At 65.6% G+C, this 25,435-nt stretch carries 26 protein-coding genes and 1 tRNA gene; 8 read left to right on the forward strand and 19 right to left on the reverse strand.

Annotated elements, in window-relative coordinates:
* The first annotated feature begins 16 nt into the window (after nucleotides 1–16).
* Both AC3WS4_RS10960 and AC3WS4_RS10965 read left to right on the forward strand, forming a co-directional pair.
* A complete protein-coding gene (locus tag AC3WS4_RS10960; protein ID WP_492738795.1) occupies nucleotides 17–430 on the forward strand; it encodes a hypothetical protein in 414 nt (137 codons plus the stop codon).
* Nucleotides 431–520: 90 nt separating this feature from the next.
* Nucleotides 521–682 carry a hypothetical protein gene (locus AC3WS4_RS10965; protein ID WP_492738793.1) on the forward strand — a complete coding sequence of 54 codons (162 nt, stop codon included), beginning with the start codon at nucleotides 521–523 and terminating at the stop codon, nucleotides 680–682.
* A gap of 167 nt (nucleotides 683–849) precedes the next feature.
* Here the strand turns inward: AC3WS4_RS10965 and AC3WS4_RS10970 are convergent.
* From AC3WS4_RS10970 to AC3WS4_RS10995, 6 genes are all read right to left on the reverse strand, one after another.
* A tRNA-Lys gene (locus AC3WS4_RS10970) sits at nucleotides 850–925 on the reverse strand.
* 123 nt (nucleotides 926–1,048) lie between these two features.
* Entirely contained in the window at nucleotides 1,049–2,155 is a 1,107-nt protein-coding gene (gene rodA / locus AC3WS4_RS10975; protein ID WP_056348005.1) for a rod shape-determining protein RodA, read from the reverse strand.
* A complete protein-coding gene (gene mrdA, locus AC3WS4_RS10980; protein ID WP_492742781.1) occupies nucleotides 2,152–4,059 on the reverse strand; it encodes a penicillin-binding protein 2 in 1,908 nt (635 codons plus the stop codon). Before mrdA ends, rodA begins: the two co-directional genes overlap by 4 nt.
* A 9-nt stretch (nucleotides 4,060–4,068) precedes the next feature.
* Complete coding sequence (locus tag AC3WS4_RS10985; protein WP_187142214.1) at nucleotides 4,069–4,593, reverse strand: rod shape-determining protein MreD; 525 nt, start codon at nucleotides 4,591–4,593, stop codon at nucleotides 4,069–4,071.
* Nucleotides 4,590–5,477, reverse strand: a complete 888-nt coding sequence (gene mreC / locus AC3WS4_RS10990) for a rod shape-determining protein MreC (RefSeq protein WP_492738788.1) — start codon at nucleotides 5,475–5,477, stop codon at nucleotides 4,590–4,592. The genes AC3WS4_RS10985 and mreC overlap by 4 nt, the downstream gene beginning before the upstream one ends.
* A gap of 17 nt (nucleotides 5,478–5,494) precedes the next feature.
* Complete coding sequence (locus tag AC3WS4_RS10995) at nucleotides 5,495–6,541, reverse strand: rod shape-determining protein (RefSeq protein WP_056347999.1); 1,047 nt, start codon at nucleotides 6,539–6,541, stop codon at nucleotides 5,495–5,497.
* A gap of 186 nt (nucleotides 6,542–6,727) precedes the next feature.
* Here AC3WS4_RS10995 and mutL point away from each other — a divergent pair, with 186 nt between their 5' ends.
* Both mutL and AC3WS4_RS11005 read left to right on the forward strand, forming a co-directional pair.
* The gene (mutL, locus tag AC3WS4_RS11000) at nucleotides 6,728–8,548 is read left to right on the forward strand and encodes a DNA mismatch repair endonuclease MutL (protein ID WP_492738786.1); all 1,821 of its coding nucleotides are present in this window, start codon (nucleotides 6,728–6,730) and stop codon (nucleotides 8,546–8,548) included.
* A 69-nt stretch (nucleotides 8,549–8,617) separates the two neighbouring features.
* Complete coding sequence (locus AC3WS4_RS11005) at nucleotides 8,618–9,097, forward strand: hypothetical protein (RefSeq protein ID WP_056347992.1); 480 nt, start codon at nucleotides 8,618–8,620, stop codon at nucleotides 9,095–9,097.
* A 6-nt stretch (nucleotides 9,098–9,103) separates the two neighbouring features.
* On the opposite strand, the gene AC3WS4_RS11010 is transcribed toward AC3WS4_RS11005, so the two are convergent.
* Nucleotides 9,104–10,669, reverse strand: a complete 1,566-nt coding sequence (locus AC3WS4_RS11010) for an alkaline phosphatase D family protein (RefSeq protein WP_056347991.1) — start codon at nucleotides 10,667–10,669, stop codon at nucleotides 9,104–9,106.
* 112 nt (nucleotides 10,670–10,781) lie between these two features.
* Nucleotides 10,782–11,519: a MauE/DoxX family redox-associated membrane protein gene (locus AC3WS4_RS11015; protein ID WP_492738783.1), complete on the reverse strand. Its 738-nt coding sequence runs from the start codon at nucleotides 11,517–11,519 to the stop codon at nucleotides 10,782–10,784.
* A 41-nt stretch (nucleotides 11,520–11,560) separates the two neighbouring features.
* On the opposite strand from AC3WS4_RS11015, the gene AC3WS4_RS11020 reads away from it, so the two are divergent.
* Nucleotides 11,561–11,965 (forward strand): MerR family transcriptional regulator, encoded by a 405-nt coding sequence (locus AC3WS4_RS11020; protein ID WP_187142208.1) that lies wholly within the window; start codon nucleotides 11,561–11,563, stop codon nucleotides 11,963–11,965.
* Nucleotides 11,966–11,993: 28 nt separating this feature from the next.
* Here the strand turns inward: AC3WS4_RS11020 and ychF are convergent, their stop codons facing one another.
* A complete protein-coding gene (ychF, locus tag AC3WS4_RS11025) occupies nucleotides 11,994–13,091 on the reverse strand; it encodes a redox-regulated ATPase YchF (protein ID WP_492738781.1) in 1,098 nt (365 codons plus the stop codon).
* A gap of 133 nt (nucleotides 13,092–13,224) precedes the next feature.
* Between ychF and AC3WS4_RS11030 the strand changes: the two genes are divergently transcribed.
* The gene (locus AC3WS4_RS11030; RefSeq protein WP_492738779.1) at nucleotides 13,225–13,884 is read left to right on the forward strand and encodes a CAP domain-containing protein; all 660 of its coding nucleotides are present in this window, start codon (nucleotides 13,225–13,227) and stop codon (nucleotides 13,882–13,884) included.
* A 53-nt stretch (nucleotides 13,885–13,937) separates the two neighbouring features.
* Here the strand turns inward: AC3WS4_RS11030 and AC3WS4_RS11035 are convergent, their stop codons facing one another.
* From AC3WS4_RS11035 to AC3WS4_RS11080, 10 genes are all read right to left on the reverse strand, one after another.
* The gene (locus AC3WS4_RS11035) at nucleotides 13,938–15,803 is read right to left on the reverse strand and encodes a PhoX family protein (RefSeq protein WP_492738777.1); all 1,866 of its coding nucleotides are present in this window, start codon (nucleotides 15,801–15,803) and stop codon (nucleotides 13,938–13,940) included.
* Nucleotides 15,804–15,948: 145 nt separating this feature from the next.
* Nucleotides 15,949–16,944, reverse strand: coding sequence for an SDR family oxidoreductase (locus AC3WS4_RS11040; protein WP_492738775.1), 996 nt, complete (start codon nucleotides 16,942–16,944; stop codon nucleotides 15,949–15,951).
* Between the two features lie 59 nt (nucleotides 16,945–17,003).
* On the reverse strand, nucleotides 17,004–17,513 hold the full coding sequence (locus AC3WS4_RS11045; protein WP_262408036.1) for a P-loop NTPase family protein: 510 nt from the start codon (nucleotides 17,511–17,513) through the stop codon (nucleotides 17,004–17,006).
* Between the two features lie 6 nt (nucleotides 17,514–17,519).
* Nucleotides 17,520–18,089 carry an aminoacyl-tRNA hydrolase gene (gene pth, locus AC3WS4_RS11050; protein ID WP_187140760.1) on the reverse strand — a complete coding sequence of 190 codons (570 nt, stop codon included), beginning with the start codon at nucleotides 18,087–18,089 and terminating at the stop codon, nucleotides 17,520–17,522.
* A gap of 63 nt (nucleotides 18,090–18,152) precedes the next feature.
* Nucleotides 18,153–18,779 (reverse strand): 50S ribosomal protein L25/general stress protein Ctc, encoded by a 627-nt coding sequence (locus AC3WS4_RS11055; RefSeq protein ID WP_187140759.1) that lies wholly within the window; start codon nucleotides 18,777–18,779, stop codon nucleotides 18,153–18,155.
* A gap of 110 nt (nucleotides 18,780–18,889) precedes the next feature.
* Entirely contained in the window at nucleotides 18,890–19,795 is a 906-nt protein-coding gene (locus tag AC3WS4_RS11060; protein ID WP_492738771.1) for a TraB/GumN family protein, read from the reverse strand.
* Nucleotides 19,792–20,748, reverse strand: coding sequence for a TraB/GumN family protein (locus AC3WS4_RS11065; RefSeq protein ID WP_187140758.1), 957 nt, complete (start codon nucleotides 20,746–20,748; stop codon nucleotides 19,792–19,794). The genes AC3WS4_RS11060 and AC3WS4_RS11065 overlap by 4 nt, the downstream gene beginning before the upstream one ends.
* 64 nt (nucleotides 20,749–20,812) lie before the next feature.
* Complete coding sequence (locus AC3WS4_RS11070; RefSeq protein ID WP_156377710.1) at nucleotides 20,813–21,253, reverse strand: hypothetical protein; 441 nt, start codon at nucleotides 21,251–21,253, stop codon at nucleotides 20,813–20,815.
* Nucleotides 21,246–21,458 carry a helix-turn-helix transcriptional regulator gene (locus AC3WS4_RS11075; RefSeq protein ID WP_056347971.1) on the reverse strand — a complete coding sequence of 71 codons (213 nt, stop codon included), beginning with the start codon at nucleotides 21,456–21,458 and terminating at the stop codon, nucleotides 21,246–21,248. The genes AC3WS4_RS11070 and AC3WS4_RS11075 overlap by 8 nt, the downstream gene beginning before the upstream one ends.
* 220 nt (nucleotides 21,459–21,678) lie before the next feature.
* Entirely contained in the window at nucleotides 21,679–22,002 is a 324-nt protein-coding gene (locus AC3WS4_RS11080) for a UrcA family protein (protein WP_056347969.1), read from the reverse strand.
* Nucleotides 22,003–22,236: 234 nt separating this feature from the next.
* On the opposite strand from AC3WS4_RS11080, the gene AC3WS4_RS11085 reads away from it, so the two are divergent.
* Together AC3WS4_RS11085 and glyS are read left to right on the forward strand one after the other, a co-directional pair.
* Nucleotides 22,237–23,160 carry a glycine--tRNA ligase subunit alpha gene (locus tag AC3WS4_RS11085; RefSeq protein WP_187140756.1) on the forward strand — a complete coding sequence of 308 codons (924 nt, stop codon included), beginning with the start codon at nucleotides 22,237–22,239 and terminating at the stop codon, nucleotides 23,158–23,160.
* Complete coding sequence (gene glyS, locus AC3WS4_RS11090; RefSeq protein ID WP_492738765.1) at nucleotides 23,157–25,286, forward strand: glycine--tRNA ligase subunit beta; 2,130 nt, start codon at nucleotides 23,157–23,159, stop codon at nucleotides 25,284–25,286. The genes AC3WS4_RS11085 and glyS overlap by 4 nt, the downstream gene beginning before the upstream one ends.
* The last annotated feature ends 149 nt before the right edge of the window (nucleotides 25,287–25,435 follow it).

Here is a 25,435-nt window from a genome sequence, read left to right on the forward strand (position 1 = left end):
CAATCAGGAGACCCTCATGCGACAGGTTTTTCGCACGATCGTGGCGGCCGCCACGCTGTTCGGCATCGCCCACGCGGCGCAGGCCCAGAGCTTGCTCAAGCGCCTTGTCGATCGCACCGCGCAACAGGCCGAGGAAGAGGTCCAAAGCGTCGTGCGCGACACGATCGCGAGCGGGCTGCACGGCGGCGGTGGAAGCGAGCCGTCCCCCGACGGGGCAGAGGAGGGCAGCGAAACGGGTTCGAACGACCCCGCGCCCGCACCGGAACCCGCTCGCGCGACGTCCGTCGGGGCGGCCTATATCGACGGCCTGCGCGTGCCGCCCGAGATCGAGGCGCAAAAGGCCGGCTACAACAAGTTCGGCGAGGTCAGCTGCAACGATTGCGAGGGCGGGATCGACTTCGATGGCCGTCCCAAATTTCCCTACGACTAGTTCAGCGGCCAATATGGCGAACGCGCCAAACGCGCCGGCAGCTGGCCGGTCGGCCATGTCCACCGCTGGCAGGGGCGGGCCGCGAAGGGCATGCTGACCGTCACGCGCGAGGAGCAGGTCGAGGGTTTCCGCTGCCGACGCCTCGAATACCGGCTGGAAAAAGGTTCGGCATCGGCCAGTCGCCCCGGGCTTATCTGCTTCGGCCTCGCGAACCGCTCGTCCGAAATCGAGAATTGGCACGAAATCTATTGATCGGCGTAACATGTCGGCGTTCGAGAGGGCTTGCCCGTCGAGAGCGATCATTCCAACCGAATTGTCCGCAATCTTCTGCTCAGGAAGCGCGCCCGCTGACTTGTCGGAATGCGCAAATGACATTGTCGGAATGAAGGGAGGAAGGGGCCGTTAAGTCATTGAGAAAATGGTGGACGCACTAGGGCTCGAACCTAGGACCCGCTGATTAAGAGTCAGCTGCTCTACCAACTGAGCTATGCGTCCACTACCGTATTCCGGCGCGCTTTGGAGCGTTGGGAAGGACCCTTTGCTGCGAAGCGAGCGGCCCGCTATCATGGCCTTGCGGGGATGGCAATGCCTCCTGCGCATTTTTCTCGACAATTTTCGTCAGCTGAGGCGGCTGCTCTGCTTTTTGCTGTCATTCTCGATCGCCAGGACGATGCCGACGCAGGTCATGATCGTCAGCATCGACGAGCCGCCATAGGAAAAGAGCGGCAGCGGAATGCCGACGACGGGCGCTAGCCCCATCACCATCGCCAGGTTGATCGCGATATAGAAGAAGATCGTCATCGTGAGGCCCGTCGCGGTCAGCTGCCCGAAGCGCGTCCGCGCCTTGAGCGCGACGCGGGTCGACCAGCGCAGCAGCAGGAAGAAGCCGAGGAGCAGCGCGAGCCCGCCGATCAGCCCCCATTCCTCGGCCATCGTCGCGAAGATGAAATCGGTATGCCCCTCGGGCAGATAGTCGAGGTGACTTTGCGAGCCGTTGAGGAAGCCCTTGCCGCCGATGCCGCCCGACCCGATCGCGATCTTCGACTGGCTGATATGATAGCCGGCGCCGAGCGGGTCGCTTTCGGGATCGAGGAAGATCAGCACGCGTTTCTGCTGATAGTCGTGGAGCATCGAGAAGAGCACGGGCAGGGCGGCGGCGCCCGCGGCGGCGGCGCTGCCGAACCACCAGAAGGGCAGGCCGCCGACGAACATCACGATGACGCCGCCGGCGCAGATGGCGAGCGCGGTGCCGAGGTCGGGCTGGAGCATCACGAGCGCCGCCGGCAGGCCGATCAGGACGAGCGCCGGCCACAGCGCGGTCCAGGTGCGCGTGTTGCCCGGCGGCAGCTGGGCATAAAAACGCGCGAGCGCCAGCACGATCGCAACCTTCATCAGTTCCGAGGGCTGCAGGTTCATGAATCCGAGGTTGAGCCAGCGCTGGCTGCCCCCGCCGACGAAGCCGAGCAATTCCACCGCGACCAGAAGCACCAGCACGCCGATATAGCCGATATAGGCGAAATCCTCGAAGATCCGGATCGGAAAGCGCCCGATGATGAGCGCGACGCTCAGGAAGACGACAAAACGCACCCCCTGCTGCAACGCCCAGGGCGACCAGTTGCCGCCCGCCGCCGAATAGAGGACGAGCAGGCCGAAACCGGTGATGCCGGCCAGTATCGCGATCAGCTTCCACGGAATCCGCTGTATGGCTGGCGGGACCGGGATCATTGCGGAACTCCGGGCTCGGGGTCGCTCGATGCGCCCGATTTCCATGCCGCATAGTCGCGGTCCATCCGCTCCTTGATCGTGCCGCCCCAGCCGGCCTCGAAGGTGTCGAGCGCCTCCATCGCCTTTTCGCGATCGAACAGGAAGGTCATGAAATCCTTCGCTATCGGCGCTGCGGCGCGCGCGCCGCCCATGCCATGTTCGATCACGACGGCGGTCGCGTAACGTGGATTGACGACCGGCGCGAAGCCGATGAACAGGCCGTGGTCGCGAAATTTCCATGTCCCGCTTTTGCCGTTCCCCGTGCCCAGTCCGCGCACCTGCGCGGTGCCGGTCTTGCCGGCCATGGTGATGCCGTCGAGCGGCAGGCGGCTGCGCACCGCGGTTCCGGCGCCATTGACGACAAGGTCCATGCCGTGGCGGGCGACGGCGAGCGCTTCGGGGGAAAAGGGCAGGGGCTCGTTCTTGAATTCGCGGTTGATCAGGCGCGGATAGAGCCGGCGCCCCGACGCGATCCGCGATGCCATGACGGCGAGCTGGAGCGGGTTCACGCTGACATAGCCCTGTCCGATAACCGAGTTCAGCGAGTCCGAGGCCGACCACTTTTGGTCGTATTTCTTCATTTTCCACGCGCTGTCGGGGATCGTGCCATAGCGCTGGCTGCTGCCCGCGAGCTGGAATTCCTCGCCGAGGCCCATCAGCCGCGCGGTCGGCGCGATCGCGTCATAGCCCAGCCGGTCGGCGAGCCAGTAGAAATAGCTGTTGCAGCTTTTCATGATCGCCGACGGCATGTCGAGACTGCCATGGGTGCCGAGGCAGCGGAAGAAGCGGTTGCCGAGGCGGTAGCCGCCGATGCAGGTGTGACGCTCGCTCGGGTGGACGCCATGTTCGATCGCGGCGATCGCCGCCATCGGCTTCAGCGTCGACCCGGGCGGATACAGGCCGCGCGTCGCCTTGTTGATCAACGGCTGATGATCGTCGGCACGCAGCCAGGCATATTCGCTGTTGCTGATCCCGTCCGAAAAGCTGTTCGGATCGAAGCTCGGCATCGAGACGAAGGAGAGGATATCGCCGTTTTGGCAGTCGATAACGATCGCAGCGCCCGACTCGCGCCCCATCCGCCGCGCGACATATTCCTGCAGGTCGGCGTCGATCGTCAGGTGGACGGTCTTGCCCTGGATGTCCGACGTGGTCGTCAGGTCGCGCACGACCTTGCCGCGCGCGGTGACCTCGACGCGCTTCGCGCCCGGGGTGCCCTTCAGCATCGGCTGGAAATATTTCTCGAGCCCGTCCTTACCGATCTTGTACCCCGGCGTGATGTAGAGCGGGTCCTTGTCCTTTTGATATTCCTCGGCATTCGGGGCGCCGACATAGCCGATCAGATGGCCGACTGCGGCGCCGGTGGGATAGTTGCGCGCAAAGCCGCGCTGCGGCGCGACGCCGGACAGTTCGGGCAGGCGGACGAGGATCGATGCATAATCCCCCTCGGACAGATCCTCGGCGACCGCCACCGGCTGGAATCCCGAGGCCGCCTTGAGGTCGCGGTTGATCCGGTCCATCGCATCGCCGTCGAGCCGCAGCAGGGTGCGAAGCTGGCCGAGCACCATATCCTTGTTGTGCAGCCGGTCGGGGATGAGGTCGATGCGCAAGGACACGCGGTTGTCGGCGAGCGCCTTGCCATGCCGGTCGACGATCCAGCCGCGGCGCGGCGGGGTTAGCGTAAGATTGACACGGTTGCTTTCGGATTCAAGCACATAGCGGTCGTTTTCGACAACCGATATATAGGCCATGCGCGTCGCGAGCGCGGCACCGATGACCATCTGTCCGCCGCCGACGAGCAACGCGCGGCGCGTGAAGGTCATGCCCCTCCAGGCTTCGGTGATCGGCGGACTTTTTTTCCGGGGCATGGGTGGGAACTATCGGCGTTTCAGGCGGAAATTGTCAAACATGCCGGTCAGCCGCATGAACAGCGGGACGAGCAGCGCCGACACGATGATCTGCGGGGCCACAAGGCCGAGAACCTTGCCGGTGTGCGCATCGGGATGCGCGATCAGCGCCGCGAGCGACTGAATGATCGCGACGAGCAGCGCGGCGATCGCCCAGTCGTGAAAGAAGCCGCGCCAATAGATACGCTGCGAAAAATACTGGATCGCGATGCTGGCAAAGGTCCACAGCGCGATCGCCGAGCCGATCGGTGCGCCGCTGAACAGATCGTCCCACAGGCCCAGCGGCAGGCCGATCCACACCGGCCACATTTCGATGCGCAGCAATTGCCAGCACAGGAAGAACAGCAGCCCGAGCGGCGGCAGCACCGGCGAACTGGCGACCATCGGCAGCATCAACGGCAGCGCGGAGGCGATCATGACGCTGGCCACGGGCACCATCCGCATCCGCCACAGCGAGGCGGGCTCGCCCAGCCGGCGCGTGTCGGTGCGGTTCATGGCGCGGGCGCCGGGGCGGGGGTCGCCTGCGCCTCGATATTGTCGGGGGTGTAGGCGCGCAGCACGGATACGGCGTCGACCTGGGCCGGGTCTGCGAGCGGGCGAGCGAGAGCGCCGTCAGCGGTACGCCGGACGACGATCGCGACGGGAATATTAGGCGGATACAACCCTCCGGTGCCCGAGGTGACGAGGATATCGCCGGGTTTGAACGGATTGTTCGCGATGTTGAGGGTGCGGATATCGAGGTCGCCGTTGCCCCGGCCGTTGGCGAGCGCGGGGAGCCCGTCGCGAGCGCGACGAATCGGCACGACATTGTCGATGTCGGTGAGCAGCAGCACCTGCGAAACCGAGGGGCCGCTCGACAGCACCCGCCCGATCAGCCCATCGGCCCCGCGAACCGGCTGCCCCGACGCGACGCCGAGGTTGCGCCCGATGCTGAGCAGCGCGATGCGCTTGCTGCTTGTCGAGGTCGAGGTGAGCAGATAGCCGTTGGCAAAGGCGGCCTTGTCGGTTTCCTGCAGCTTGAGCAGTGCCTTGAGCTGGCGATTTTCTTCCTGTAGCGCGCTCGTCGCGACCAGCTGGCGCCGCGTATCGGCGAGTTCCTTGCGCAAGCGGCGGTTCTGCGACCCCGCGCCGACATAGGCCGACACCCAGTCATCGATGCCCGAGATCGAACCGATGATAGAGCGGCTGCCGCGCGCGACCGGCGCCGTCACCTCATGGCTCGCGACGCGCAGCGCCGCGAAACCCACGGGATCGGCAACCGACAGGATTGCCAGCAACAGGCCCGCCACCGCCCCGGTCACCGCGATGACATAGGCGACGAACAGGCTCGTCTGGGCCTTGCGGGATTGCCCCGGACGTCGATGTGCCGGGCGGACCATGATGCAGCTTTACCCTATCAGGCTTGCTGGAGCACGCCGCGGAAGGCGGGGTCTTCCATCGCGCGGCCGGTGCCGATCGCGACGCAGGTCAGCGGATCCTCGGCCACCGTCACCGGCAGGCCGGTCGCGTCCTTGAGCAGTTCGTCGAGCTCGGCGATCAGCGCGCCGCCGCCGGTCAGGACAATGCCTTGGTCGACGATGTCGGCAGCGAGTTCGGGCGCGGTGTTTTCGAGCGCGATGCGCACGCCCTCGACGATCGTGCCGATCGGTTCGGACAGCGCTTCGGCGATCTGCGCCTGGTTGATCGAGATTTCCTTGGGCACCCCGTTGACGAGGTCGCGGCCCTTGATGTGGATGGTCAGACCGACGCCATCCGCGGGAATCCGCGCGATGCCGAAATCCTTCTTGATCCGCTCGGCGGTCGCTTCGCCGATGAGCAGATTATGGTGGCGGCGGACATAGGAGACGATCGATTCGTCCATCTTGTCGCCGCCGGCGCGGACCGAGGTGGTGTAAGCGAGACCGCGGAGCGAAAGCACCGCGACTTCGGTGGTGCCGCCGCCGATGTCGACGACCATCGAACCGATCGGTTCGGTCACCGGCATGTCGGCACCGATCGCGGCGGCCATCGGTTCTTCGATCAGCCACACTTCGCTCGCGCCGGCGTTCGATGCGGCATCGCGGATCGCGCGGCGTTCGACGCTGGTCGAGCCCGAGGGGACGCAGATCACGATTTCGGGGCTGCGGAACGCATTGGGCTTGCCGCCATGCACCTTGGTGATGAAGTGCTTGATCATCTGTTCGGCGACGTCGATGTCGGCGATGACGCCGTCGCGCAACGGGCGGATCGCCTCGATGCTGTCGGGGGTCTTGCCCATCATCAGCTTGGCGTCGTCGCCGACCGCCTTGACGCGCTTGACCCCGTTGATCGTCTCGACCGCGACGACCGAGGGTTCGTTGAGCACGATGCCCTTGCCGCGGACGTAAACCACCGTATTGGCAGTGCCGAGGTCGATCGCCATGTCTTGGGAATTGAACTTAAACCAACGCGAAAAAAAGGACATCGATCGTCATTCCTGTCTTCATGCGGACGGACCGCCCCGTCGCCAATATTCAGCGCGCTTTCCCGTCCGTCAACAGGACCAAATCTGAGGGAGATTCCGGCCGTCCCCGGTGGGGCTGGCTGGACGGGAAGATAAGGCTGTGCGGGTGGGTCGCGATTTGCGCCCGACTGCGCTAGGAGAGGGACTATGTCAATACGCCGCCTGCCCGAAACCCTCGTAAATCGGATCGCAGCCGGTGAAGTGGTCGAAAGACCGGCTGCGGCGCTAAAAGAACTGGTTGAAAACGCCATCGATGCGGGTTCGCGCCGAATTTCGGTGCGAATCGCCGATGGCGGAATCGCGCGAATCGAGGTCGAGGACGACGGGTCGGGCATGACCCCCGCCGACATGGCGCTGGCGCTCGAACGCCATGCGACGTCGAAGCTCCCCGACGACGCGATCGAGGCGGTGACGACGCTCGGGTTTCGCGGCGAGGCGCTGCCGTCGATCGCCAGCGTCGCGCGGCTGACGCTCGAAAGCCGGATGCCGGGCGCCGACGGCTGGCGGCGGGTCGTCGACAATGGTGCGGTGGTGGCCGAAGGGCCCGCGGCGCTGGCCAAGGGCACCCGCGTGCTGGTCGAGGACCTGTTCGCGCGCGTCCCCGCGCGCCGCAAATTCCTGCGCAGCGGGCGCAGCGAATATGCCGCGTGCCTCGACGTGGTGAAGCGCCTCGCCATGGCCAATCCGGAGGTCGGTTTCACACTGGAGCATGACGGACGCCGGGTACTCGACGTGCAGGCTGGACAGGACCGGCTGGCGCGCGTTGCGGCGCTGACCAGCCGTGACCTGGCCGGCAACAGCATCGGGGTCGATCTCGACCGCGGCGACGTGCATCTGGGCGGGGTGATCAGCCTGCCGACCTACAATCGCGGTATTTCCGACCACCAATATCTCTTCGTCAACGGCCGACCGGTGAAGGACCGGCTGCTCGTCGGGGCGCTGCGCGGCGCCTATGCCGACCTGCTCGCGCGGGATCGCCATCCCGTCGTCGCGCTGTTCCTCGACGTCCCGACCAGCGAGGTCGACGTGAACGTCCACCCCGCCAAGACCGAGGTGCGCTTTCGCGACCCGCAACTGGTGCGCGGCATGATCGTCGGCGGCCTGCGCCGCGCGCTCGACGAGCATGGCTTTCGCAGCGTCCAGCGCCCGGCAGAGGCGGCGCTCGCCGCCTGGAAGCAGGAGCCGGTGGCACCGGCGCCGACGACCGGCTTCCTTTTCGGCGCCGCGACGCGCACCGAACCCGCGGTGCACCTGTTCGGCGCCGACATCGCGCCGCCCGCCGCCGATGTCGCGCGCGTTTATGACCGGCTTGTGCCCTTCGCTTCGGCGCCCGCGCCGCTCGCCGGCCGCGCCGAGGTTGCCGCCGCCCCCGTGCCCGAAGCCGAAGCCCATCCGCTCGGCATCGCGCGCGGTCAGATCGCCAAAACCTATATCGTCGCCGAGGCCGAGGACGGGCTCGTCATCGTCGACCAGCATGCCGCGCACGAACGGCTGGTGCTCGAACAACTGCGCGGCGGCATGACGGGCCGCGCGGTGCCCTCGCAAGGGCTGCTCCTCCCCGAGGTGGTCGAACTCGACGAGCCCGCCTGCGACCGGCTCGAGGCGGCGGCGGGCGAACTTGCGGCGCTCGGCGTCGAACTCGAACGCTTCGGCCCCGCCGCGGTGATGGTCCGCGCGACTCCCGCGATGCTCGGCAATATAGATTGCATCAAGCTCGTCACCGACATCGCCGACGATCTCGCGGGTTATGACGCCGCGCTGGGACTCAACGAAAAGCTCGAACTCGTCGCTGCCACGATGGCCTGCCACGGCTCGGTTCGCGCCGGCCGCACGCTGGGTGTCGCCGAGATGAATGCGCTGCTCCGCCAGATGGAAATCACCCCGCATTCGGGCCAGTGCAATCATGGTCGCCCGACCTGGGTGAAGCTCGCGATGGACGATGTTGAAAGGCTTTTCGGGCGGAAATAGAATTTTTTGCTCGGCTTTGGGACGAAATCGGGGCTAGGGGGCGAGCTCCCCTCCATGGAGTATCCATCAATGAAATTGACGATTGCTGCGCCGCTCGGCGTTGCCCTCCTCCTCGCGGCCTGTTCGGGCGAACCCCAAGCGGAAAAGGCGGCCGCGCCGGCTCCGGTTGCGGAAAAGGCCGATGTGCCCGACACCGGCAGCGAAAAGCCGATCGAACTGGCCGCGATCGGCAAGGGCGAATTGCTCGCGCTGCAGGGCGAGCGCGCGTGCCGTTTCACGATCGACGGGCAGGATGCGCCCGCGCTCGTCGTCAAGACCGACGTTGACGCGAACGCGACCGCACAGGGTGCGGTCAAGGTCGGCAGCCGCGTTCAGCGTATCGCGGGCCCGGGCGGCTTCGACGAGTTGAAGAAGGGCATGGACCTTTCGGGCCCGGGTCTCAGCCTGACCGTCGAACCGTCGGAAGGCGGCACGAAGGCCAAGCTTGCGGCGAGCCGCCCGTTCGGTAAGCCGACCAGCTTCGACGGTGACTGGAGCTGCGACGCCTGAGGCGTCTCAGCTCATCTTGATCCCGGCGACGCCGTTTTCGACCACGCCGGTCGCACGCTTCGACAGCGTGTTGACCGGCGTCGTCACCTTGTCGACCACCATGAAATGCGTCTGCCACGCCTCGCGATTGACGTCGCAGACCATATAACCGCGCTGGTCATTGGCGAATTTCAACTCGGGGTTGAGCGCCAGCCATTCGTCGGTGCCCTGGCGCTTGTCGCTGCCGTCGCCGCCGCTGGTGATCGATGTGCCGACGAACTCGCCGCCGACGACCTTGTCCTTGAGCACCAGGTCGCCGCAGAAATTCTGATGCTCGTCGCCGGTCAGCACGACGCAGTTCTTCAGCCCCGCCATGCGGGACAACACCCGCTCGCGTGGCTGCTCATATCCCGCCCAGCTGTCGAGGTTGAGGATTTTCGCCGGCTCGTCGGGTTTGCGGCGCCGGTCGAGCGACATCATCGTGATCTGCTGTGCCAGCGCGTTCCACGTCGCGCCGCCCTTCGCCAGGTTGCGCCCGAGCCATTCTTCCTGCGCTTTGCCGAGCACTTGCGCGTCCTTGCCGTTCACTTCGGGGCAGGCGGGCTTGAACCCGTCGCCGCACGGCTGGTCGCTGCGATATTGCCGCGTGTCGAGCAGCTGCATCGCCATCAGGTCGCCATAACGGAACTCGCGGTTCATCGCGACCATGCCGCCGCGCGGCAGCAACGCCCTGCGCACCGGCATATGTTCGTACCACGCCTGCATCGCCGCCTGTTTCTTCAGCATGAAGACTTCGGGCGGCGCGGCATCGGGGTCGTTGCCGGGCAGCCCCATCTTCCAATTGTCGATGTCCGACACCCAGTCGTTGCGGATCTCGTGATCGTCGAAGCTCGACAGAAAGGCATGGACCGACCGCGCCGCCTGTAAATCGATGTCGCCGAGTTGCTGGCTGTAGGCGGTGCGGAAATCTTCGAGGTCGACCAGCGCGCGAAACGCATGCTTGCGCACCGGGCGCGTCGGCAGCCCGGTGTTGAACAGATATTCCTCGCTATATTCGTAGATGAAGTCGCCATAATGATAGACGAAGGCGAGGTCCTCACGCGCGAGGTGGCGGTAGGCGCCGAAGAAGCCCGCCTCGAAATGCTGGCAGCCCGCGACGCCGAATTTCAGCGCCTCGGCCCTGGCGCCGGGGGCGGGCAGGGTACGTGCGCGCCCGCGCAGGCTGCGTTCGCCGCCCGCGGTAAAGCGGTAAAAATAGGGCCGGTCGGGCTGCAATCCCGCGACCTCGACATGGACGCTGTGCGCCAGTTCGGGGCGCGCGAGGTCGGTGCCCTTGGCGACGATTTCGCGAAACCCGCTGTCGGGCGACACTTCCCAGTCGACCGGGATGTTGGTCAGCGGCATGCCGCCGTGGCGCTCCATCGGTTCGGGGGCGAGCCGCGTCCAGATGACGAAGCCGTCGCTCGCCGGATCGCCCGCCGCGACCCCCAGCTTGAAGGGAAAATCGCGGAACAGTCCCTGCGCGCGCACGATCGCCGGTGCGGCGAGTCCAGCGAGCGTCGCTCCGGCGAGAAAAGAGCGGCGATTATACATGGCAGTTCCCATTGTCTGATGATTCGGCGTTGCGCCGGGCATAGCCCAGCCGATGCGGAAATCCCAATGGCCAGGGATCGTGACGGAAGGGTTGCGGTGGACGGCTAGGCGATCAGGCGAGCATCGCCAGCATCCAGACCGCCATGCCGATCATCGCCAGATTTTCGGTCAGCGAAACAAAGCCCAGCGGCACCTTGCTGCTGCCTCCGACGCACGCGCATTTGAGCTCGCGCTTGTCGATATAGACCGCCTTGAACACCGACACCGCGCCGATGGTGCCGATGAACAGCGCGACGGGGATCGACAGCCAGGGCAGGGCGTGCGCGGTCATCAGCACGCCCGCCAGCCCCTCGGCGAAGGGATAGACTTTGCCATAAGGCACCCATCGCTTTGCGAGCAGGTCATAGTTCAGGAACATCGTCGAAAAACTGTCGACGTCCTGCAGTTTGAGTAGGGCAAGCACGACCATGCTGAACGAGACGAACCATTCCGCCGCCTGCATCGTCAGCGCCGTGCCGAACGCCGCATGGCTGGCGGCCACCGCCATCAGCGCTGTCATCGCGAACAGCGCGATCACCGGGCGGTAACTGACCGCGTCGGGATCGCGCACGCGCAGGCCGAAATGGCGGCGCAGATCGTCATGGCCGCCGATCCGCTCGCCGTCGATGAAGGTCTGCGGCGTCGTCTTGACGCCGTGTTCGGCCTTGAAGGCATCGACCGCCTCGCGCGTCGTCAGCCAACGGTCGTCGACCGTGAAGCCTTTCCGTTCGAGCAGATATTTGGCCTTCAGGCCATAGGGGCAGGTGTGGCCGGGCATGACCATGCGATAGAGGGTTGCTTGTCTTGTCATGCCCCCCATATCGCATCCGTACCATGGTACGGAGTCAAGCGATGCAGATCACCATCGGGAAATTGGCCGCCGCAGGCGGCGTCGGGGTCGAAACGATCCGCTATTATCAGCGGCGCGGCCTGCTCGCGACGCCCGCGCGCACCGGCGGCGACGGCTGGGGCGGAGGAATCCGACGCTATGATGCGGATGATCTGAGGCGCCTGAAATTCATCCGCGCGGCGCAGGGCGCGGGCTTCACGCTCGACGAGATCGGTGAATTACTCGAACTTGAGGTGGGCGACGATCGCGTGCAGGTGCGCCACCTCGCACGTCAGCGGATCGAGGCCCTCGACGCCAAGATCGCACAGATGACCGAAACCCGCGCCGCGCTTTCACGCCTCGCCGACCAATGCGCGGCGAGCGACAAGGGACCATGCCCGATCCTGGCGGCGTTCGAGCCAGCCTGACTCCATTCCCGCTTGCGGGAAGGGAGGATCAACTATGCAGGAAGTGCATCACGTCGCCGTCATGGACGACATAGGCCTTGCCTTCGGCGCGCAGCTTGCCGGCTTCGCGCGCCTTGGCTTCACCGCCCAGCGCGACATAGTCGTCGTAAGCGATGGTCTCGGCGCGGATGAAGCCCTTCTGGAAATCGCTGTGGATTTCGCCCGCCGCCTCGGGCGCGGTGGCGCCGGTGTGGACGGTCCAGGCCCGCGCTTCCTGCGGACCGACGGTGAAGAAGGTCAACAAGTGGAGCAGCTCGTATCCGGCGCGGATGACCCGCGCGAGGCCGGTTTCGTGCAGCCCCATTTCCTCGAGGAATTCCATCCGGTCGGCCATCTCCATCGTCACCAGTTCGCTTTCGATCGCGGCGGAGACGACGACGGCCTGCGCGCCCTCGGCGGCGGCCTTGGCGAAGACTTTCTCGGAGAAGGCGTTGCCGTTGGCGGCGCTGCCTTCGTCGACGTTGCAGACGTAGAGGACGGGCTTGCTGGTCAGCAGCTGCGCGGTGCGCAGCACGCGGGCTTCCTCCTCGTCCTTCGGCTCGGTCAACCGTGCCGGCTTGCCTTCGCGCAGCAGTTCGAGCGTCTGGCCCAGCACCGAGGCCGCGATCTTCGATTCCTTGTCGCCCTGCGCAGCCTTCTTGGCAAAGGCGGGGACGCGCTTTTCGAGGCTTTCGAGGTCGGAGAGCAACAGCTCGGTTTCGACCGTCTCGGCATCGGCGACCGGATCGACGCGGTTTTCGACATGCTGGATGTCATCATCCTCGAAACAGCGCAGGACATGGACGATCGCATCGACTTCGCGGATGTTGCCGAGGAACTGGTTGCCGAGGCCTTCGCCCTTCGACGCGCCGCGCACCAGGCCCGCGATGTCGACGAAGGCGAGTTGGGTCGCGATGATCTTCTTGCTGCCCGCGATGGCGGCGAGCTTTTCGAGCCGCGCGTCGGGCACCGCGACGTTGCCGATGTTCGGCTCGATCGTGCAGAAGGGGTAATTGGCCGCCTGCGCCGCTGCCGTTTCGGTCAGCGCGTTGAACAGGGTGGACTTGCCGACGTTGGGCAGTCCGACGATGCCGCATTTGAAACCCATAAAAACTCCATGCCTCCGGCGGGAGCCGGCGTTGTTCGCGCCCCTAGCGCCAAGTGGCCGCCGACACCAGCCTTTGCCGCCGATGCGAAAGCGGTTGCGGCAGGTTCAGTCTTGGGCCCTTATCGCGCCGATGATGAGAATAGCGATCCGATGGGCGGCGGTTGCGGTGATCGCGACGACGAGTGTGGCCGGGGTCGGCGCGGCGACGAGCCGTTTCGAAACCGGCGTGCTCGCCGAACTCAACCGCTTTCGGGGCGATCCTTCGGGCTATGCGGCGGTGCTGCGCGGCTATCGCCCGCGTTTCGAGGGCAAGCTGCTCGTCGGCGAGGGCGGCAGCGAGATCGATATCATGACCAGCGAGGGTGTGGCGGCGGTCGACGAGGCGATCCGCGACCTGCGTCCCGCCAGGCCGCTCTCCCGTCTCCGGTACAGCCCGCTTCTCGCGCGTGCCGCCGCCGACCATGTCGCGATGCAGTCACGCTCGGGCGCAGTCGGCCATGAGACGAACGGGCGCGGTCCGGGTGAGCGCGTCAGGGCGCGCGGCGGCGGACCCTATGTCAACGAGGTGATTACCTATGGCCATCACAGTCCGGCCTCGGTCGTCCAGCAGCTGCTGATCGACGACGGCGTGCCCGACCGGGGCCATCGACTCAGCTTGCTGCGTGAGAGCCATCGCTATGCCGGGGTGGCGTGCGGCACGCACAAGGTTCATCGCACGATGTGCGTGATCCTGATGGCGCGCACCGCCGACGGCCTGCCGGTGGTGCAGCGGCCGGCGAAGGCCGAAAAATAGAGGGGCCAGCCTCTCGCCGAGAGGCTGGCCCCGTCGTTACCGGATGGCGCGGCTCAGTTGCCGACCGGCTGGTTGTCGGTCCGGCGCACCACGATCGTCGACGAGCGCGGCTGCTGGCCCGAAACCGGCCAGTTGCCCGTCGGATGCTGGATGTTGACGAAGAAGGTACGAAGGTCGGGTGTATAGGCGAGACCGGTGATCTCGCACCCGACCGGGCCGACGAGGAAGCGTTTCGACTGCTTCGTCGCCTGGTCGAGGTAGAACATCGCGTTCTGTCCGACCGTGTCCTCGATGCTGACGCCCGAGGCGCCGGAGGTGCCGGGGACGCTATGGTCGGTCTGCACCCACAGGCGGCCTTGGGGGTCGATGCGGATCCCGTCGGGGCTGGAGAAGGTGTCGCCGTTGATATTGCCCGTCAGGTTAGACCCGCCCGACGCCCAGGCCGGGTCGCCCGCCAGCAGGAAGATTTCCCAGCTGAACTTGGTCGCCAGCGGCGAATCGCCTTCCTCGCGGAACTTCAGGATATGGCCGTGGCGGTTGGTAACGCGCGGGTTGGCGGGGTCGGTGACGCGGCGGCTGCTGTTGTTGGTCAGCGTGACGAACACCGCCTTATTGTCGGGGGCGACCGTGATCCACTCCGGACGATCCATCACGGTGCCGCCGGCGACGCGCGCCGCCGATTGGCAGTTGATCAGCACGTCGGCCTGGTTGTTGAAGTTGACGATCGTCGGCGCCGGCGGCGTCGTGCTCTGGCTGACATTGCCGGGGTCCGATGCGCCCGCGGTCAGGCCGTTCTGGCCTACGACCAGCGCGCGCCATTCACCCGTGCCGTCACCGTTGAAGCGCGCGACATAGAGCGTGCCGTAATCGAGCAGGTCGGTGTTCGCGGCGCGGTTGGTGGCGCTATAGGCCCGGTCGGGGATGAATTTGTATATGCACCCGGGGGTCGAATCGTCGCCCATATAGAAGGCTACGCGGCGATCAGTATTCGCCATGAAGGCGACGTTCTCGTGGCTGAAGCGGCCCATCGCGGTGCGCTTGGTCGGCGCCGCCAGTTCGCGCAGCGGATCGATCTCGACCACCCAGCCATAGTCGTTGGCGGGCTTGGTCGGGTCGAGATAATTGTCGGTGGTTTCCTCGCAGGTGAGGTACGTGTCCCACGGGGTGCGGCCGCTGGCGCAATTGTTGAGCATGCCCTTGATGCTGCCCGACAGCAGGCCCGCGGCGGGGCCACCGGCGCGATAGGCGCTGTTGCCGGTGTAGCGGCGGTTATAGGTCGATCCCGCCTGCACCGACCATTTGCCGTCGCTGCCCTTCGAAATCTCGACGACGCCGATGCCGACCGCCGACAGCGCGATCGCTTTCTGGTCCGCGCTCGCGGTCGCCGGGTCGTAGTTGCCCGCCATCAGGATGTTGAAATCGGGATATTCGAAGTTCAGCGCCAGCAGGCCGCGGTTGTTCGCATCGACGCCCGGAAAGGCGAAATATTCCATGCCGTCATGGTTGCCGCCGGCCCATTTCTCGGCGACCGCGGGGCTGGCGGGGAAGCTGCCCGAATAGGGGGTGCCGGTCTCGACCGAATCGCCCGCCTTCAGCAGTACGTCGACGGTGTAGCCCGCCGGCACGGTGACCGTGTCGTTGCGGTTCGCGGCGACCGAGGTGAAATTGACCGCGAAGCTCGGCGGCGTGGGGGTCGGCGTGGGGGTCGGGGTGGGCGTCGGCGGCACCGTCACCACCGGGTCGCCATCGGTGTTGCACGCCGCGAGCGCCGGCAGCACCGACAGGCCGAACAGGCCGTTGACGAGCAGCGAGCGGCGCGACGGGTTGGCGGCGACGATCGCTTCCAGGCTGTTCGGGCCGTCGAGATCGGCGGTCGCGCGGCGGTAGGGCGCGCGGGCTTCGTCGGTAAGATGTGACATGCAGTACCCCTGTTGTTCGGTTGAGCCCCGGAGCTGGATCGCTCCGATGAGGTGGCTCCCGATGGCAGGGGGAGGTGTCAGCGTTGTTGCTTGAACATGTCAGGCCGGCATGACTTGCATGACACCGATGTGACAACCGGCCCCGTCAGTCGTGCACCGCGCGGACCAGCGGCCCAAGCTGGCTACCGCCCAGCCACGCTAGCTGGACCTCGGCCGAGACCTTGTTGATCGCCTCCTGCGGCTTGCTGCCCGGATGCACCGCGCGGCGCAGCGGGCGGGTGCCGGCGGGCATCGCCATGATCTCGGCGATCGCGCGCGGCACGTCGGCGGAGTCGGCGCTGCGCCCGCTGCCGTCCTCGGTCCCCATGCCGCGTGTGAAGGGTTCGTAAGCTGCGATCAGGTCACCATCGCTGCGGCCCTTCAGCGCGCCGGTATAGATGTTGCGGTTGACCCATACCCTGGTCGGATAACCGCCGGGCTGGATGATCGTCACCTCGATGCCGTGCGGCACCAACTCATAGGCGAGCTGTTCGGACAAGGCTTCGACCGCGAATTTGGTCGCCGAATAATGGCCGCCGCCGGGCACGATGACGCGGCCGAGCTGCGACGATATGTTGAAGATCTGCCCGCCCTTCGCCGCCCGCATCTGCGGCAACAACGCGCGCAGCATGCGCTGGATGCCCAGCACATTGGTTTCGAAGATGAGGCGCGTCGCCTCCATATCCTGCACCTCGACCGGCCCGGTGATGCCGATGCCGGCATTGTTGATGAGCGTATCGATGCGTCCGCCCGCGATCTTCAGCGCCTCGGCGGTGCCGCTGGCGACCGATGCATCGTCGGTGACGTCGATCTCCACGACATGCAGGTCGAGCCTGTCCGTCTCCGCCTCCGCGATCAGGCTGTCGGCTTCCGGTCGCGGGGTGTTGCGCATCGTCGCGATCACCTTCGCGCCATGTTTCGCGTAGAGCAGCGCCCCGATCCGCCCGAACCCGCTCGACGCGCCGGTGATCAGCACGGTGCGGCCCTTCAGCGCATCGGGGGCCAGTGGTTCGGCGGCACGCAACAGGGCAGGCGCTGCGGCGGTCAGCGCGGCGGCACCGGCGAGCAACTGGCGGCGATTGGGGGACGCGGAGTGGGGCATGAGGAGGCTCCTTTCGGGGCGCCATCATGCATCAAACCGGTGCGCGCGCCAAATTGCCGTCAATGACGCTTGGGCAACCTCGCCAGCCAATCCTGCAAGGCCTGCGGATTTTTGAGCCGGATCAGTTCGCCCGCGAATCCTTCGAGTGCCGCTTCGGTCCGGGGACGAGGGCCCTGGTTCCAGCGTAGGATATAGGCGAGGAATGCGAGGTCGAACCGCTCGGGGCAGCCTTCGCTCATGTCGGGGCGCGATCGGCCGCGCCATGTCCAGATTCGTTTCAGTGCGCGCCAGAAGCAGAGCCCGATCGGAAAATCGAGATAGACCACGGTGTCGGCGCGCTTGAGCCGCTGCGCCATCGTGCCCCCGTAATTGCCGTCGATCAGCCAGCGCTCGCCGGCGGTGATCGCGGCGAGTTCTTCGATCAGCTCGTCCTTGTCGCCCTCGACCCAGCCCGGATGCCAATGGAGCCGGTCGAGATGATGCACCGGCAGGCTCAGCCGCCGGGCGAGGTCGGTTGACAGCGTCGATTTTCCGGCGCCGCAGGGACCGATGACCAGCACCCGCTCCACGGGGATTCAGTTCTGCAATCGCAGCGCGATATCGCTCACAAAGCGCGCGTCGTTGCCATCCGCCAGCCACGGTGCTTCGGCCGCGATCGCGCCGAGCAGGTCGACCAGCGGCTCCATCTCGCTCTTGTGATAATTGCCCAGCACATGGCCGGTCACGCGGTCCTTGTGTCCCGGATGGCCGATGCCAATGCGCACGCGGCGGAAATCGTCGCCGATATGCTGGATCATGCTGCGGATACCGTTGTGGCCCGCCGCGCCGCCGCCCTGCTTGATCTTGATCTTCATCGGCGCGAGGTCGAGCTCGTCGTAAAAGACGGTGACGTCTTGCGGCGTCAATTTATAGAAATCGAGCGCGGCGCGCACGCTGCGGCCGCTTTCGTTCATGAAGGTGCCGGGTTTCAGCAGCAGGATACGCTGCGATCCGATGCGCCCGTCCTGGATCCAGCCCTGGAATTTCTTGGCCGGGGCAGGAAAGCCATGGACGTCGGCGATGACGTCGGCGGCCATGAAGCCGACATTGTGACGGTGCATCGCATATTGGGGCCCGGGATTGCCGAGGCCGACCCAGAGTTGCATGGCAGTGCCCTTCTCGGGGTCCGGAAGGGGCCGCCTTCGCGAACGAAGGCGGCCCGATCAGATTCAGGCTTCTTCGGCGGTTTCGCCGTCATCCTTGGTCGTGTCGCCGCCGGTCGACTTGAGTGCCGACGGAGCAACGATCGTCGCGATGGTGAAATCGCGGTCGGTGATCGCGCTTTCGCTGCCCTTGGGCAGCTTGACGTGGCTGATGTGGATCGAATCGCCGACGTCGAAGCCGGTGACGTCGATCGAGATGTCGTCGGGGATGTTGGCCGCGTCGCACACCAGCTCCAGCTCGTGACGCACGATGTTCAGCACGCCGCCGCGCTTCAGGCCCGGCGAGGCTTCTTCATTGGCGAAGATCACCGGAACCGCGACATGGACCTTTGCATCCTTGCTGATGCGCAGGAAGTCGGCGTGGATCGGACGATCCTTGACCGGGTGGAAAGCGACGTCCTTCGGCAGGGTGCGAACCTGCTTGCCATCGACCTCGATCATAACGACCGAGTTCATGAAGTGACCCGTCATCAACTGCTTCATCAGCAGCTTTTCTTCGACATGGATCATCAGGGGTTCTTCTTTGCCGCCATAGACAACGGCGGGGACGCGGCCATTACGACGCAGTTCACGCGAGGCTCCCTTGCCTCCGCGATCACGCGTCTCGGCCGACAGCACCAGCTGGTCGCTCATCATTTTTCTCCGAAACAGATTACACAGTTCCGCCACGCCTCCAGGGATGACCATGGTCGGAAGCGGGGGCGCTTAGCGCCCAACCGGCGGAAATGCAAGCGCTGCGGCGCCTATTGCACCCGCGTCACCCGAAAACCCTCGGCCTCCAGCAAGGCGGGCACGCCGTCGGGGCCGACAAGATGCCCGGCGCCGACCGCGACGAGCAGTGTTCCGGGTTTCGCCATCCGCTGCTTCGCCCACAGGCTCCAGCGCCGGTTGCGGTCGGTGATGATCGTGGCGCGCGCGGCGGGTACCGTGTCGACATCCTCGTTGATCATCGCTTCCAGCGCCTTCACGTCGCCGCGCGCCCAGGCGGCGGTCAGCGCCTCGACCGTCGGCACCGCGTCACCGGCTCCAGCAGCGGCTTTGGTGAGCAGGGTCCGCTGCGTGGCGGGATCGAGCGTTTCGAACATCATCAGCTGCGCCCGCGCGCTTTCCAAGCCGCCGATCGGTTTCCCCGCGTCCTTGAATTGTACGGTCAGCCCGGTTTCGACGCCGTTCGACGGCAACAAGGCGGCGTTCTGCGCGACGCGCTGGCCCATCATCACCATCACCGCCCAGTCGTCGAGTGCGTCGCCGCCGAACGGCTGCCCCGCCCCGCTCGCCTCGAGCGTGCGATAGGCGGCGAGCGCCGGCGCGGGCAGGCGCTTGTCCATCGCGAGCGGCGCCTCGCGCGGCGCGAGTCGCTGGAACTCGGCCCCCACCGCCGCCAGCTGGTCGGGCGACAGTTCGAGGATCAGTTCGTCTGCGGATGCGATCGCCTTGCCGACTTCGCCGCCGTCCCATTCGGTTCCGGCGGGCAGGGCGTGCATCGTGCCGAGCAGGAAGATGCGCGTGTCGTCATCCGCGACCAGCCACATCGCGGGTTTGGCCACCTCGGCTTCCGGCGCCGGGCTGCACGCTGCCAGCAGGCACGCGAACAGGGCGACCGCAAAGCGGCGACCCTGTTGGCGGAACAGACTATCCCGGCGGGTCAATATTTGACCCGCTTTGCCGACAGGCCGCGCTTCTTCAAATAATCCTGGACGCTGTTCTTCCCGGCAAGATGTCCTGCCCCGACCGCGACGAACACGGTTCCGGGCTGGGCCATACGTGCCTTGATCTGCTCGGCCCAGCGCGCGTTGCGGTCGTAGAGCAGGACCTTGGCCAGCTCAGGGGTTCCGGCCATGCTCTCGTTCATCAGCACGGCGAGCTTCTTGGGGTCGCCCTTGGCCCATAGCACGACCATCTTGTCGAGCATCGGGCCCAGCTTGTCGAGGTCACGGACGGTCGCGTTGAGGAAGGCGACTTGCTGCGTTTCGGGCAGCGCGTCGAAGAAGCCGAGCTGTTCCTCGAGCGTTTCGAAACCCGCGATCGGTTTGCCCGCAGCCTGCGCCGCCGCGGTGAGCTTCTTTTCGGCGCCCTGTTCGGGGTCATAGCCAAGCTTGGTCAGTGGCAGGACTGACAGCGTCATTGCAGGAAACCAGGGTTCGAAATTGTCGAAGGCATTGGCGGGCAGCCCGAGGCTTGTCATCGCCGCCTGATAGGCCTTGAGTTCCTCGGCGTTGAGGCGCGACGGGATGGTCTTGCCGGTCGTGTCCATCGCGAGCGGTTTCATCACCTTCGCCACCTCGCCCTGGTCCTCTGGCATCACCATTTCGAGGATCAGCTGGTCGGACTTGTCGAACGCGTCCTTCACCGCCTCGTCGAACCAGCCGAGGCCGGGCTTCAGCACATGGACCGACCCGAAGAGATAGATGGTGGTGTCATCGTCCTTGACCACCCACAGCGCGGGATCGGCATCCACCGTCGCGGCGGGAGAAGCGGGGGCGGGGGCGCTGACCGGGGCCGGTTCGGCGGCGCGGGCGACGCTGCCGCCCGGGATTATCGCGCATTGGGCGAAGGGAATGACCGCGCATGTGGCGGCGAGCGTCTTGAACCATTTCTTCATGGGGAACGAACCTCTCATGGGGCCTTTTGGCCGTCGGACAGGAAAAAGGGGAGAGCGAAAAGCGTCAGCGGAACTTCAGCCACAGGTAAACGACCGCGTTGACGACCATCGACAGGAGGAAGAGCAGCATGGCGTCGGCGGGCGGTGCCAGCCCGGCGCGGTGCAGGACCCACCAGACCGGCGCGGGGAAGATGAAGGCGTACCAGCCCGCAAGCCCCGCCCACAGCCAGGCGCGCTCCTCATGATCGTCGATCGCGCGGTGATAGAGGATCATGCAGACCGCGAGGCCGAGCGTCCAGAACAGCGCGGCGCCGATCGCGAAGCTTTCGCTCAGCGAGCCGGTGCTCGCCATTTCGAGCGCGTTGCGCCCGGCCGGCTGGTCGGCGACGGTCCAGCCGCCGATAATGCCGCCGATCACGCCAGCGGCGCCGAGCGACAGCCAGTATTTCTTGCGCCGCGGCGACATCGGACGCCGGGTCTTGGTGGTCTTGCCGGTGTCAGTCATCGCCATTTCCTTCGGAACCATCGTCAAAAATTTCCTCGATCGGCAGGTCGAACAGCCGGGCGAGCTTGAAGGCGAGCGGCAGCGACGGGTCGTATTTTCCCGTTTCGATCGCATTCACCGCCTGCCGCGACACGTCGAGCCGGTCGGCCAGTTCGGCCTGGCTCCAGTTGCGCATCGCGCGCAGCACTTTGAGTTTGTTGTTCATAGGGGCCTCGCCAGCCTGTTCCTCGATCCGGTCGCGCCGCCATGAAGGACGGCAGGGTCCCGGCCAAGGACAATTTGCGAATTGCGGGCAATGGAGCGCGCGAGCGTTTCGGGCCAAGAGACTGGAGCGCCGGCGCCGTGGCGGGCGCTCCAGCTCAGGTCGCCGACCGACACCGGGGAGCATCGGTCGAAACGAAACCGCGAAACACCGGCCGCCGTCATCAGCGTGCGGCGCGAACCATCAGCAGCGCGAGCTGCGTGCCGCCTTCGGCGCGGGCGATGGCGCGGTCGGCCTGCGGCTTGGCGCTGGCCAAGACGTCAGCAATGCACTGCGACTGGCGGGTCATTTCGGCGACGCCGCGCGCGCCGTTGTTGCAAAGGCTGCGTGCCGCGCTCTTCACGCGCGTTTCGAGGCGCTGCTGGCCCTGCGCGGTGGAAAGGTCGAGGTCGGCGATGCGGACTTCGGCGGTGGGCTGCTCGGCGGCGAGCGCGGGGGCGCCGGCGACGGTGAGCGAGAGGGCGAGGATCAGGGTGCGGGTCATCATGTCTATATCTCCTTGGCTTGCTAGGTTTTGGTCATGGCCACCTGTCTTTGTGTCAGGTGTTGTTGACTATATGTCGCGATTCGCTGACTATGTCAACAACACCTGACAAAAAGTTTTGTGAGCCTGACAAGGGGCGCTGTTTCGCGAGGGTTCGAAGGGCGCGGAGCCTTGACCCTCGCGCCCCGCTGCGCCAAGGGCGGCGGCAATTGTTGCACCTGCGAAAGATGGCGAAAAATGGCCGACGCGGCGGAAAAGGCCCCCCTCAGCTTTCAGGACATGATCCTGACGCTGCATAATTATTGGGCGGCGCGCGGCTGCGCGATCCTGCAGCCCTATGATATGCGCGTGGGGGCGGGGACCTTTCACCCCGCGACGACGCTGCGCAGCCTTGGTCCAGAGCCGTGGAACGTCGCCTATGTCCAGCCGAGCCGCCGGCCGACCGACGGCCGCTATGGCGAGAACCCCAACCGGCTCCAGCATTATTATCAGTATCAGGTGATCCTGAAGCCGTCGCCCGCCGACCTGCAGGATCAATATCTGGGCAGCCTCGCCGCGATCGGCATCGACCCGCTGCTCCACGACATCCGCTTCGTTGAGGATGATTGGGAATCGCCGACGCTCGGCGCCTGGGGGCTGGGCTGGGAAGTCTGGTGCGACGGGATGGAAGTCACCCAGTTCACCTATTTCCAGCAGATGGGCGGCTTCGACTGCAAACCCGTCGCGGGCGAGCTCACCTACGGGCTCGAACGCCTCGCCATGTATATCCAGAATGTCGACAATGTGTACGACCTGCGCTTTTCCGACGCGGTCGGCGACGTCGCGGCGGTCAGCTATGGCGACGTCTTCCTCGAGAATGAACGGCAATTCTCGAAATGGAATTTCGAGGTCGCCGACACCGACACGCTCTTCGCGGGCTTCAAGGCCGCCGAAGAAGAGTGCAAGCGCGCGATCGCGGCGAATGTCCCGCTCGCGGCCTATGACCAGGCGATCGAGGCGAGCCACCTCTTCAACCTCTTGCAGGCCCGCGGCGTGATCAGCGTGCAGGAACGCGCCAATTACATGGCCCGCGTCCGCGACCTCGCGAAGGGCAGCTGCAAGGCGTGGATCGACAGCCAGTCCGAAAACTGGACCGCAAAATATCCGGGGTGGACGCTGTGACCGACTTTCTTCTCGAACTGCGCAGCGAGGAAATCCCGGCGCGAATGCAGGCCGGCGCGCGCGCCGAGCTCGAAAAACTGTTCCGCGCCCAGATGGCCGCCGCGGGCCTTGAAACGGGCGACCTTACCGTCTGGTCGACGCCGCGCCGCTTGGCGCTGATCGCAAAGGGCCTTCCCGACGCGACCGCCGCCGTCAGCGAGGAACTCAAGGGTCCGCGCAGCAGCGCGCCGCCGCAGGCGCTCGAAGGCTTTCTGCGCAAGACCGGCCTGACGCAGGACCAGCTCGAAGACCGCGACGGCGTGTATTTCGCGGTGATCGACAAGCCCGGCCGCGCGACCGCCGACGTGCTCGCCGATGCGATCCCCGCCATCGTCCGTGCCTTCGCCTGGCCCAAGTCGATGCGCTGGGGCAAGGCGAGTGCGAGCAGCGAAAGCCTGCGCTGGGTGCGCCCGCTGTCGGGCATCGTCGCGATCTTCGGCGAAAAGCTGATTCCGTGTGAAGTTAGCGGGATTTCCGCGGGTTTCGCGACGCGCGGGCATCGCTTCCACTGCCCGGGCGAGATCACCATCGGCTCGGCGTCCGACTATGCCGAAAAGCTCCGCGCGTGCCACGTCATCGTTGACCATGAGGAGCGGCAGGCCATTGTCCGCACCGGTGCGGCAAAGGTTGCCGCCGACGCCGGGCTGACGCTCGTCGAGGACGAGGGGCTGGTGATCGAGAATGCCGGACTCACCGAATGGCCGGTGCCCTTGCTCGGCCGCTTCGACGAGGCGTTTCTGGAAGTGCCGCCCGAAGTCATCCAGCTGACGGCGCGCGTGAACCAGAAATATTTCGTCGTGAACGACGCGAGCGGCAAGCTCGCCAACGGCTTCGTTTGCACCGCCAACATCGACGCGGTCGACGGTGGTGTCGAGATCGTCGCGGGCAATCGCAAGGTGCTTGCGGCGCGGCTTTCGGATGCGCGTTTCTTCTGGGAACAGGACCAGAAGAAGACGCTCGCGCAGCATGCCGAGAAGCTGGCGAACATCACTTTCCACGAAAAGCTGGGGACGGTCGCCGACAAGGTCGAGCGCGTCGCGAAGCTCGCCGAATGGCTGGCGAGCGAAGGCATTGTCCCGAACTGCGACCCCGCACTCGCGCGGCAGGCGGCCGAACTGGCGAAGGCCGACCTCGTCACCGAAATGGTCGGCGAGTTCCCCGAACTGCAAGGCCTGATGGGCGGCTATTACGCTCGCGCCGAGGGCTTGCCCGATGCCGTCGCCGACGCGATCCGCGACCATTACAAGCCGGTCGGGCAGGGCGATGACGTGTCGACGGCGCCGGTGACGGTGGCTGTAGCGCTGGCGGACAAGCTGGATACTCTGTTCGGGTTCTTTCGTGAGGATATGTTCCCGACCGGGTCGAAAGACCCGTTCGCTCTTAGGCGTGCGGGCATTTCTTCACTGCGTCTGATTTTGCAAAACGGATTGAAGCTGTCGACTGACGCCGCAGCGACGCAATGGCTTGGCCAAAGTGATCCGGTTGCTCCATTGAACGAAAAGCAAATTGCTGATCGCAAAATCCTGACAACGATTCCGGACTTTTTGACGGAGCGTCTGGCGGTTCAATTGCGCGAAACTGGTGTATCGGCAGATGTGGTGCAGGCGTCGCGTGAATGGAATAGTCGAGACGACACGCGGCTTGATCGGACGGAAGCACGTGCCCGGGACTTGCAAGCATTCTTGGCGACCGAGGACGGCACCAACCTGCTCGCGGGCTACAAGCGCGCGGCGAATATCCTGAAGCAGGCGAGCAAAGATACCGTCATCCCAGCGAAAGCTGGGATCGCTGGCGATGGCGAGCCGACGATGGCGGCCCCAGCTTTCGCTGGGGCGACGGAGATGGAAAAGGCGCTGCTCGCCGCGCTCGACGCCGCCGGGCCCACGGCCGCTGCCGCGGTCGCCGATGAGCGCTTCACCGACGCGATGGCCGCGCTCGCATCACTCCGCGCGCCGATCGATGCCTTTTTCGACGGCGTGATGGTCAACGACCCCGACGAAGCGGTTCGCGCCTATCGCCTCGGTCTGTTGTCGCGCTTTACCGGCGCGGTGCATGGCGTTGCCGATTTCTCGAAGATCGAGGGTTAGGGCCGGCATAGGAAATCCCGTTCGTGTCGAGCGAAGTCGAGACACCGTGAAGGCACGAACGACCGATGGGCATCTCGACTTCGCTCGATGCGAACGGATTTGAGAAGCCTTGAGAATGACAAAGCAAAACTGATTCGACCAACCGGGAC

The sequence above is a fragment of the Sphingopyxis sp. EU05-FHT14B03 genome, assembly GCF_058790875.1.

Coding starts and splice junctions, on each gene's coding strand:
- AC3WS4_RS10960 (WP_492738795.1), top strand. CDS start 17: ATGCGACAGGTTTTTCGCACGATCGTGGCGGCCGCCACGCTGTTCGGC.
- AC3WS4_RS10965 (WP_492738793.1), top strand. CDS start 521: ATGCTGACCGTCACGCGCGAGGAGCAGGTCGAGGGTTTCCGCTGCCGA.
- rodA (WP_056348005.1), bottom strand. CDS start 2,155: ATGATCCCGGTCCCGCCAGCCATACAGCGGATTCCGTGGAAGCTGATC.
- mrdA (WP_492742781.1), bottom strand. CDS start 4,059: ATGCCCCGGAAAAAAAGTCCGCCGATCACCGAAGCCTGGAGGGGCATG.
- AC3WS4_RS10985 (WP_187142214.1), bottom strand. CDS start 4,593: ATGAACCGCACCGACACGCGCCGGCTGGGCGAGCCCGCCTCGCTGTGG.
- mreC (WP_492738788.1), bottom strand. CDS start 5,477: ATGGTCCGCCCGGCACATCGACGTCCGGGGCAATCCCGCAAGGCCCAG.
- AC3WS4_RS10995 (WP_056347999.1), bottom strand. CDS start 6,541: ATGTCCTTTTTTTCGCGTTGGTTTAAGTTCAATTCCCAAGACATGGCG.
- mutL (WP_492738786.1), top strand. CDS start 6,728: ATGTCAATACGCCGCCTGCCCGAAACCCTCGTAAATCGGATCGCAGCC.
- AC3WS4_RS11005 (WP_056347992.1), top strand. CDS start 8,618: ATGAAATTGACGATTGCTGCGCCGCTCGGCGTTGCCCTCCTCCTCGCG.
- AC3WS4_RS11010 (WP_056347991.1), bottom strand. CDS start 10,669: ATGTATAATCGCCGCTCTTTTCTCGCCGGAGCGACGCTCGCTGGACTC.
- AC3WS4_RS11015 (WP_492738783.1), bottom strand. CDS start 11,519: ATGACAAGACAAGCAACCCTCTATCGCATGGTCATGCCCGGCCACACC.
- AC3WS4_RS11020 (WP_187142208.1), top strand. CDS start 11,561: ATGCAGATCACCATCGGGAAATTGGCCGCCGCAGGCGGCGTCGGGGTC.
- ychF (WP_492738781.1), bottom strand. CDS start 13,091: ATGGGTTTCAAATGCGGCATCGTCGGACTGCCCAACGTCGGCAAGTCC.
- AC3WS4_RS11030 (WP_492738779.1), top strand. CDS start 13,225: ATGAGAATAGCGATCCGATGGGCGGCGGTTGCGGTGATCGCGACGACG.
- AC3WS4_RS11035 (WP_492738777.1), bottom strand. CDS start 15,803: ATGTCACATCTTACCGACGAAGCCCGCGCGCCCTACCGCCGCGCGACC.
- AC3WS4_RS11040 (WP_492738775.1), bottom strand. CDS start 16,944: ATGCCCCACTCCGCGTCCCCCAATCGCCGCCAGTTGCTCGCCGGTGCC.
- pth (WP_187140760.1), bottom strand. CDS start 18,089: ATGCAACTCTGGGTCGGCCTCGGCAATCCCGGGCCCCAATATGCGATG.
- AC3WS4_RS11055 (WP_187140759.1), bottom strand. CDS start 18,779: ATGAGCGACCAGCTGGTGCTGTCGGCCGAGACGCGTGATCGCGGAGGC.
- AC3WS4_RS11065 (WP_187140758.1), bottom strand. CDS start 20,748: ATGAAGAAATGGTTCAAGACGCTCGCCGCCACATGCGCGGTCATTCCC.
- AC3WS4_RS11070 (WP_156377710.1), bottom strand. CDS start 21,253: ATGACTGACACCGGCAAGACCACCAAGACCCGGCGTCCGATGTCGCCG.
- AC3WS4_RS11075 (WP_056347971.1), bottom strand. CDS start 21,458: ATGAACAACAAACTCAAAGTGCTGCGCGCGATGCGCAACTGGAGCCAG.
- AC3WS4_RS11080 (WP_056347969.1), bottom strand. CDS start 22,002: ATGATGACCCGCACCCTGATCCTCGCCCTCTCGCTCACCGTCGCCGGC.
- AC3WS4_RS11085 (WP_187140756.1), top strand. CDS start 22,237: ATGGCCGACGCGGCGGAAAAGGCCCCCCTCAGCTTTCAGGACATGATC.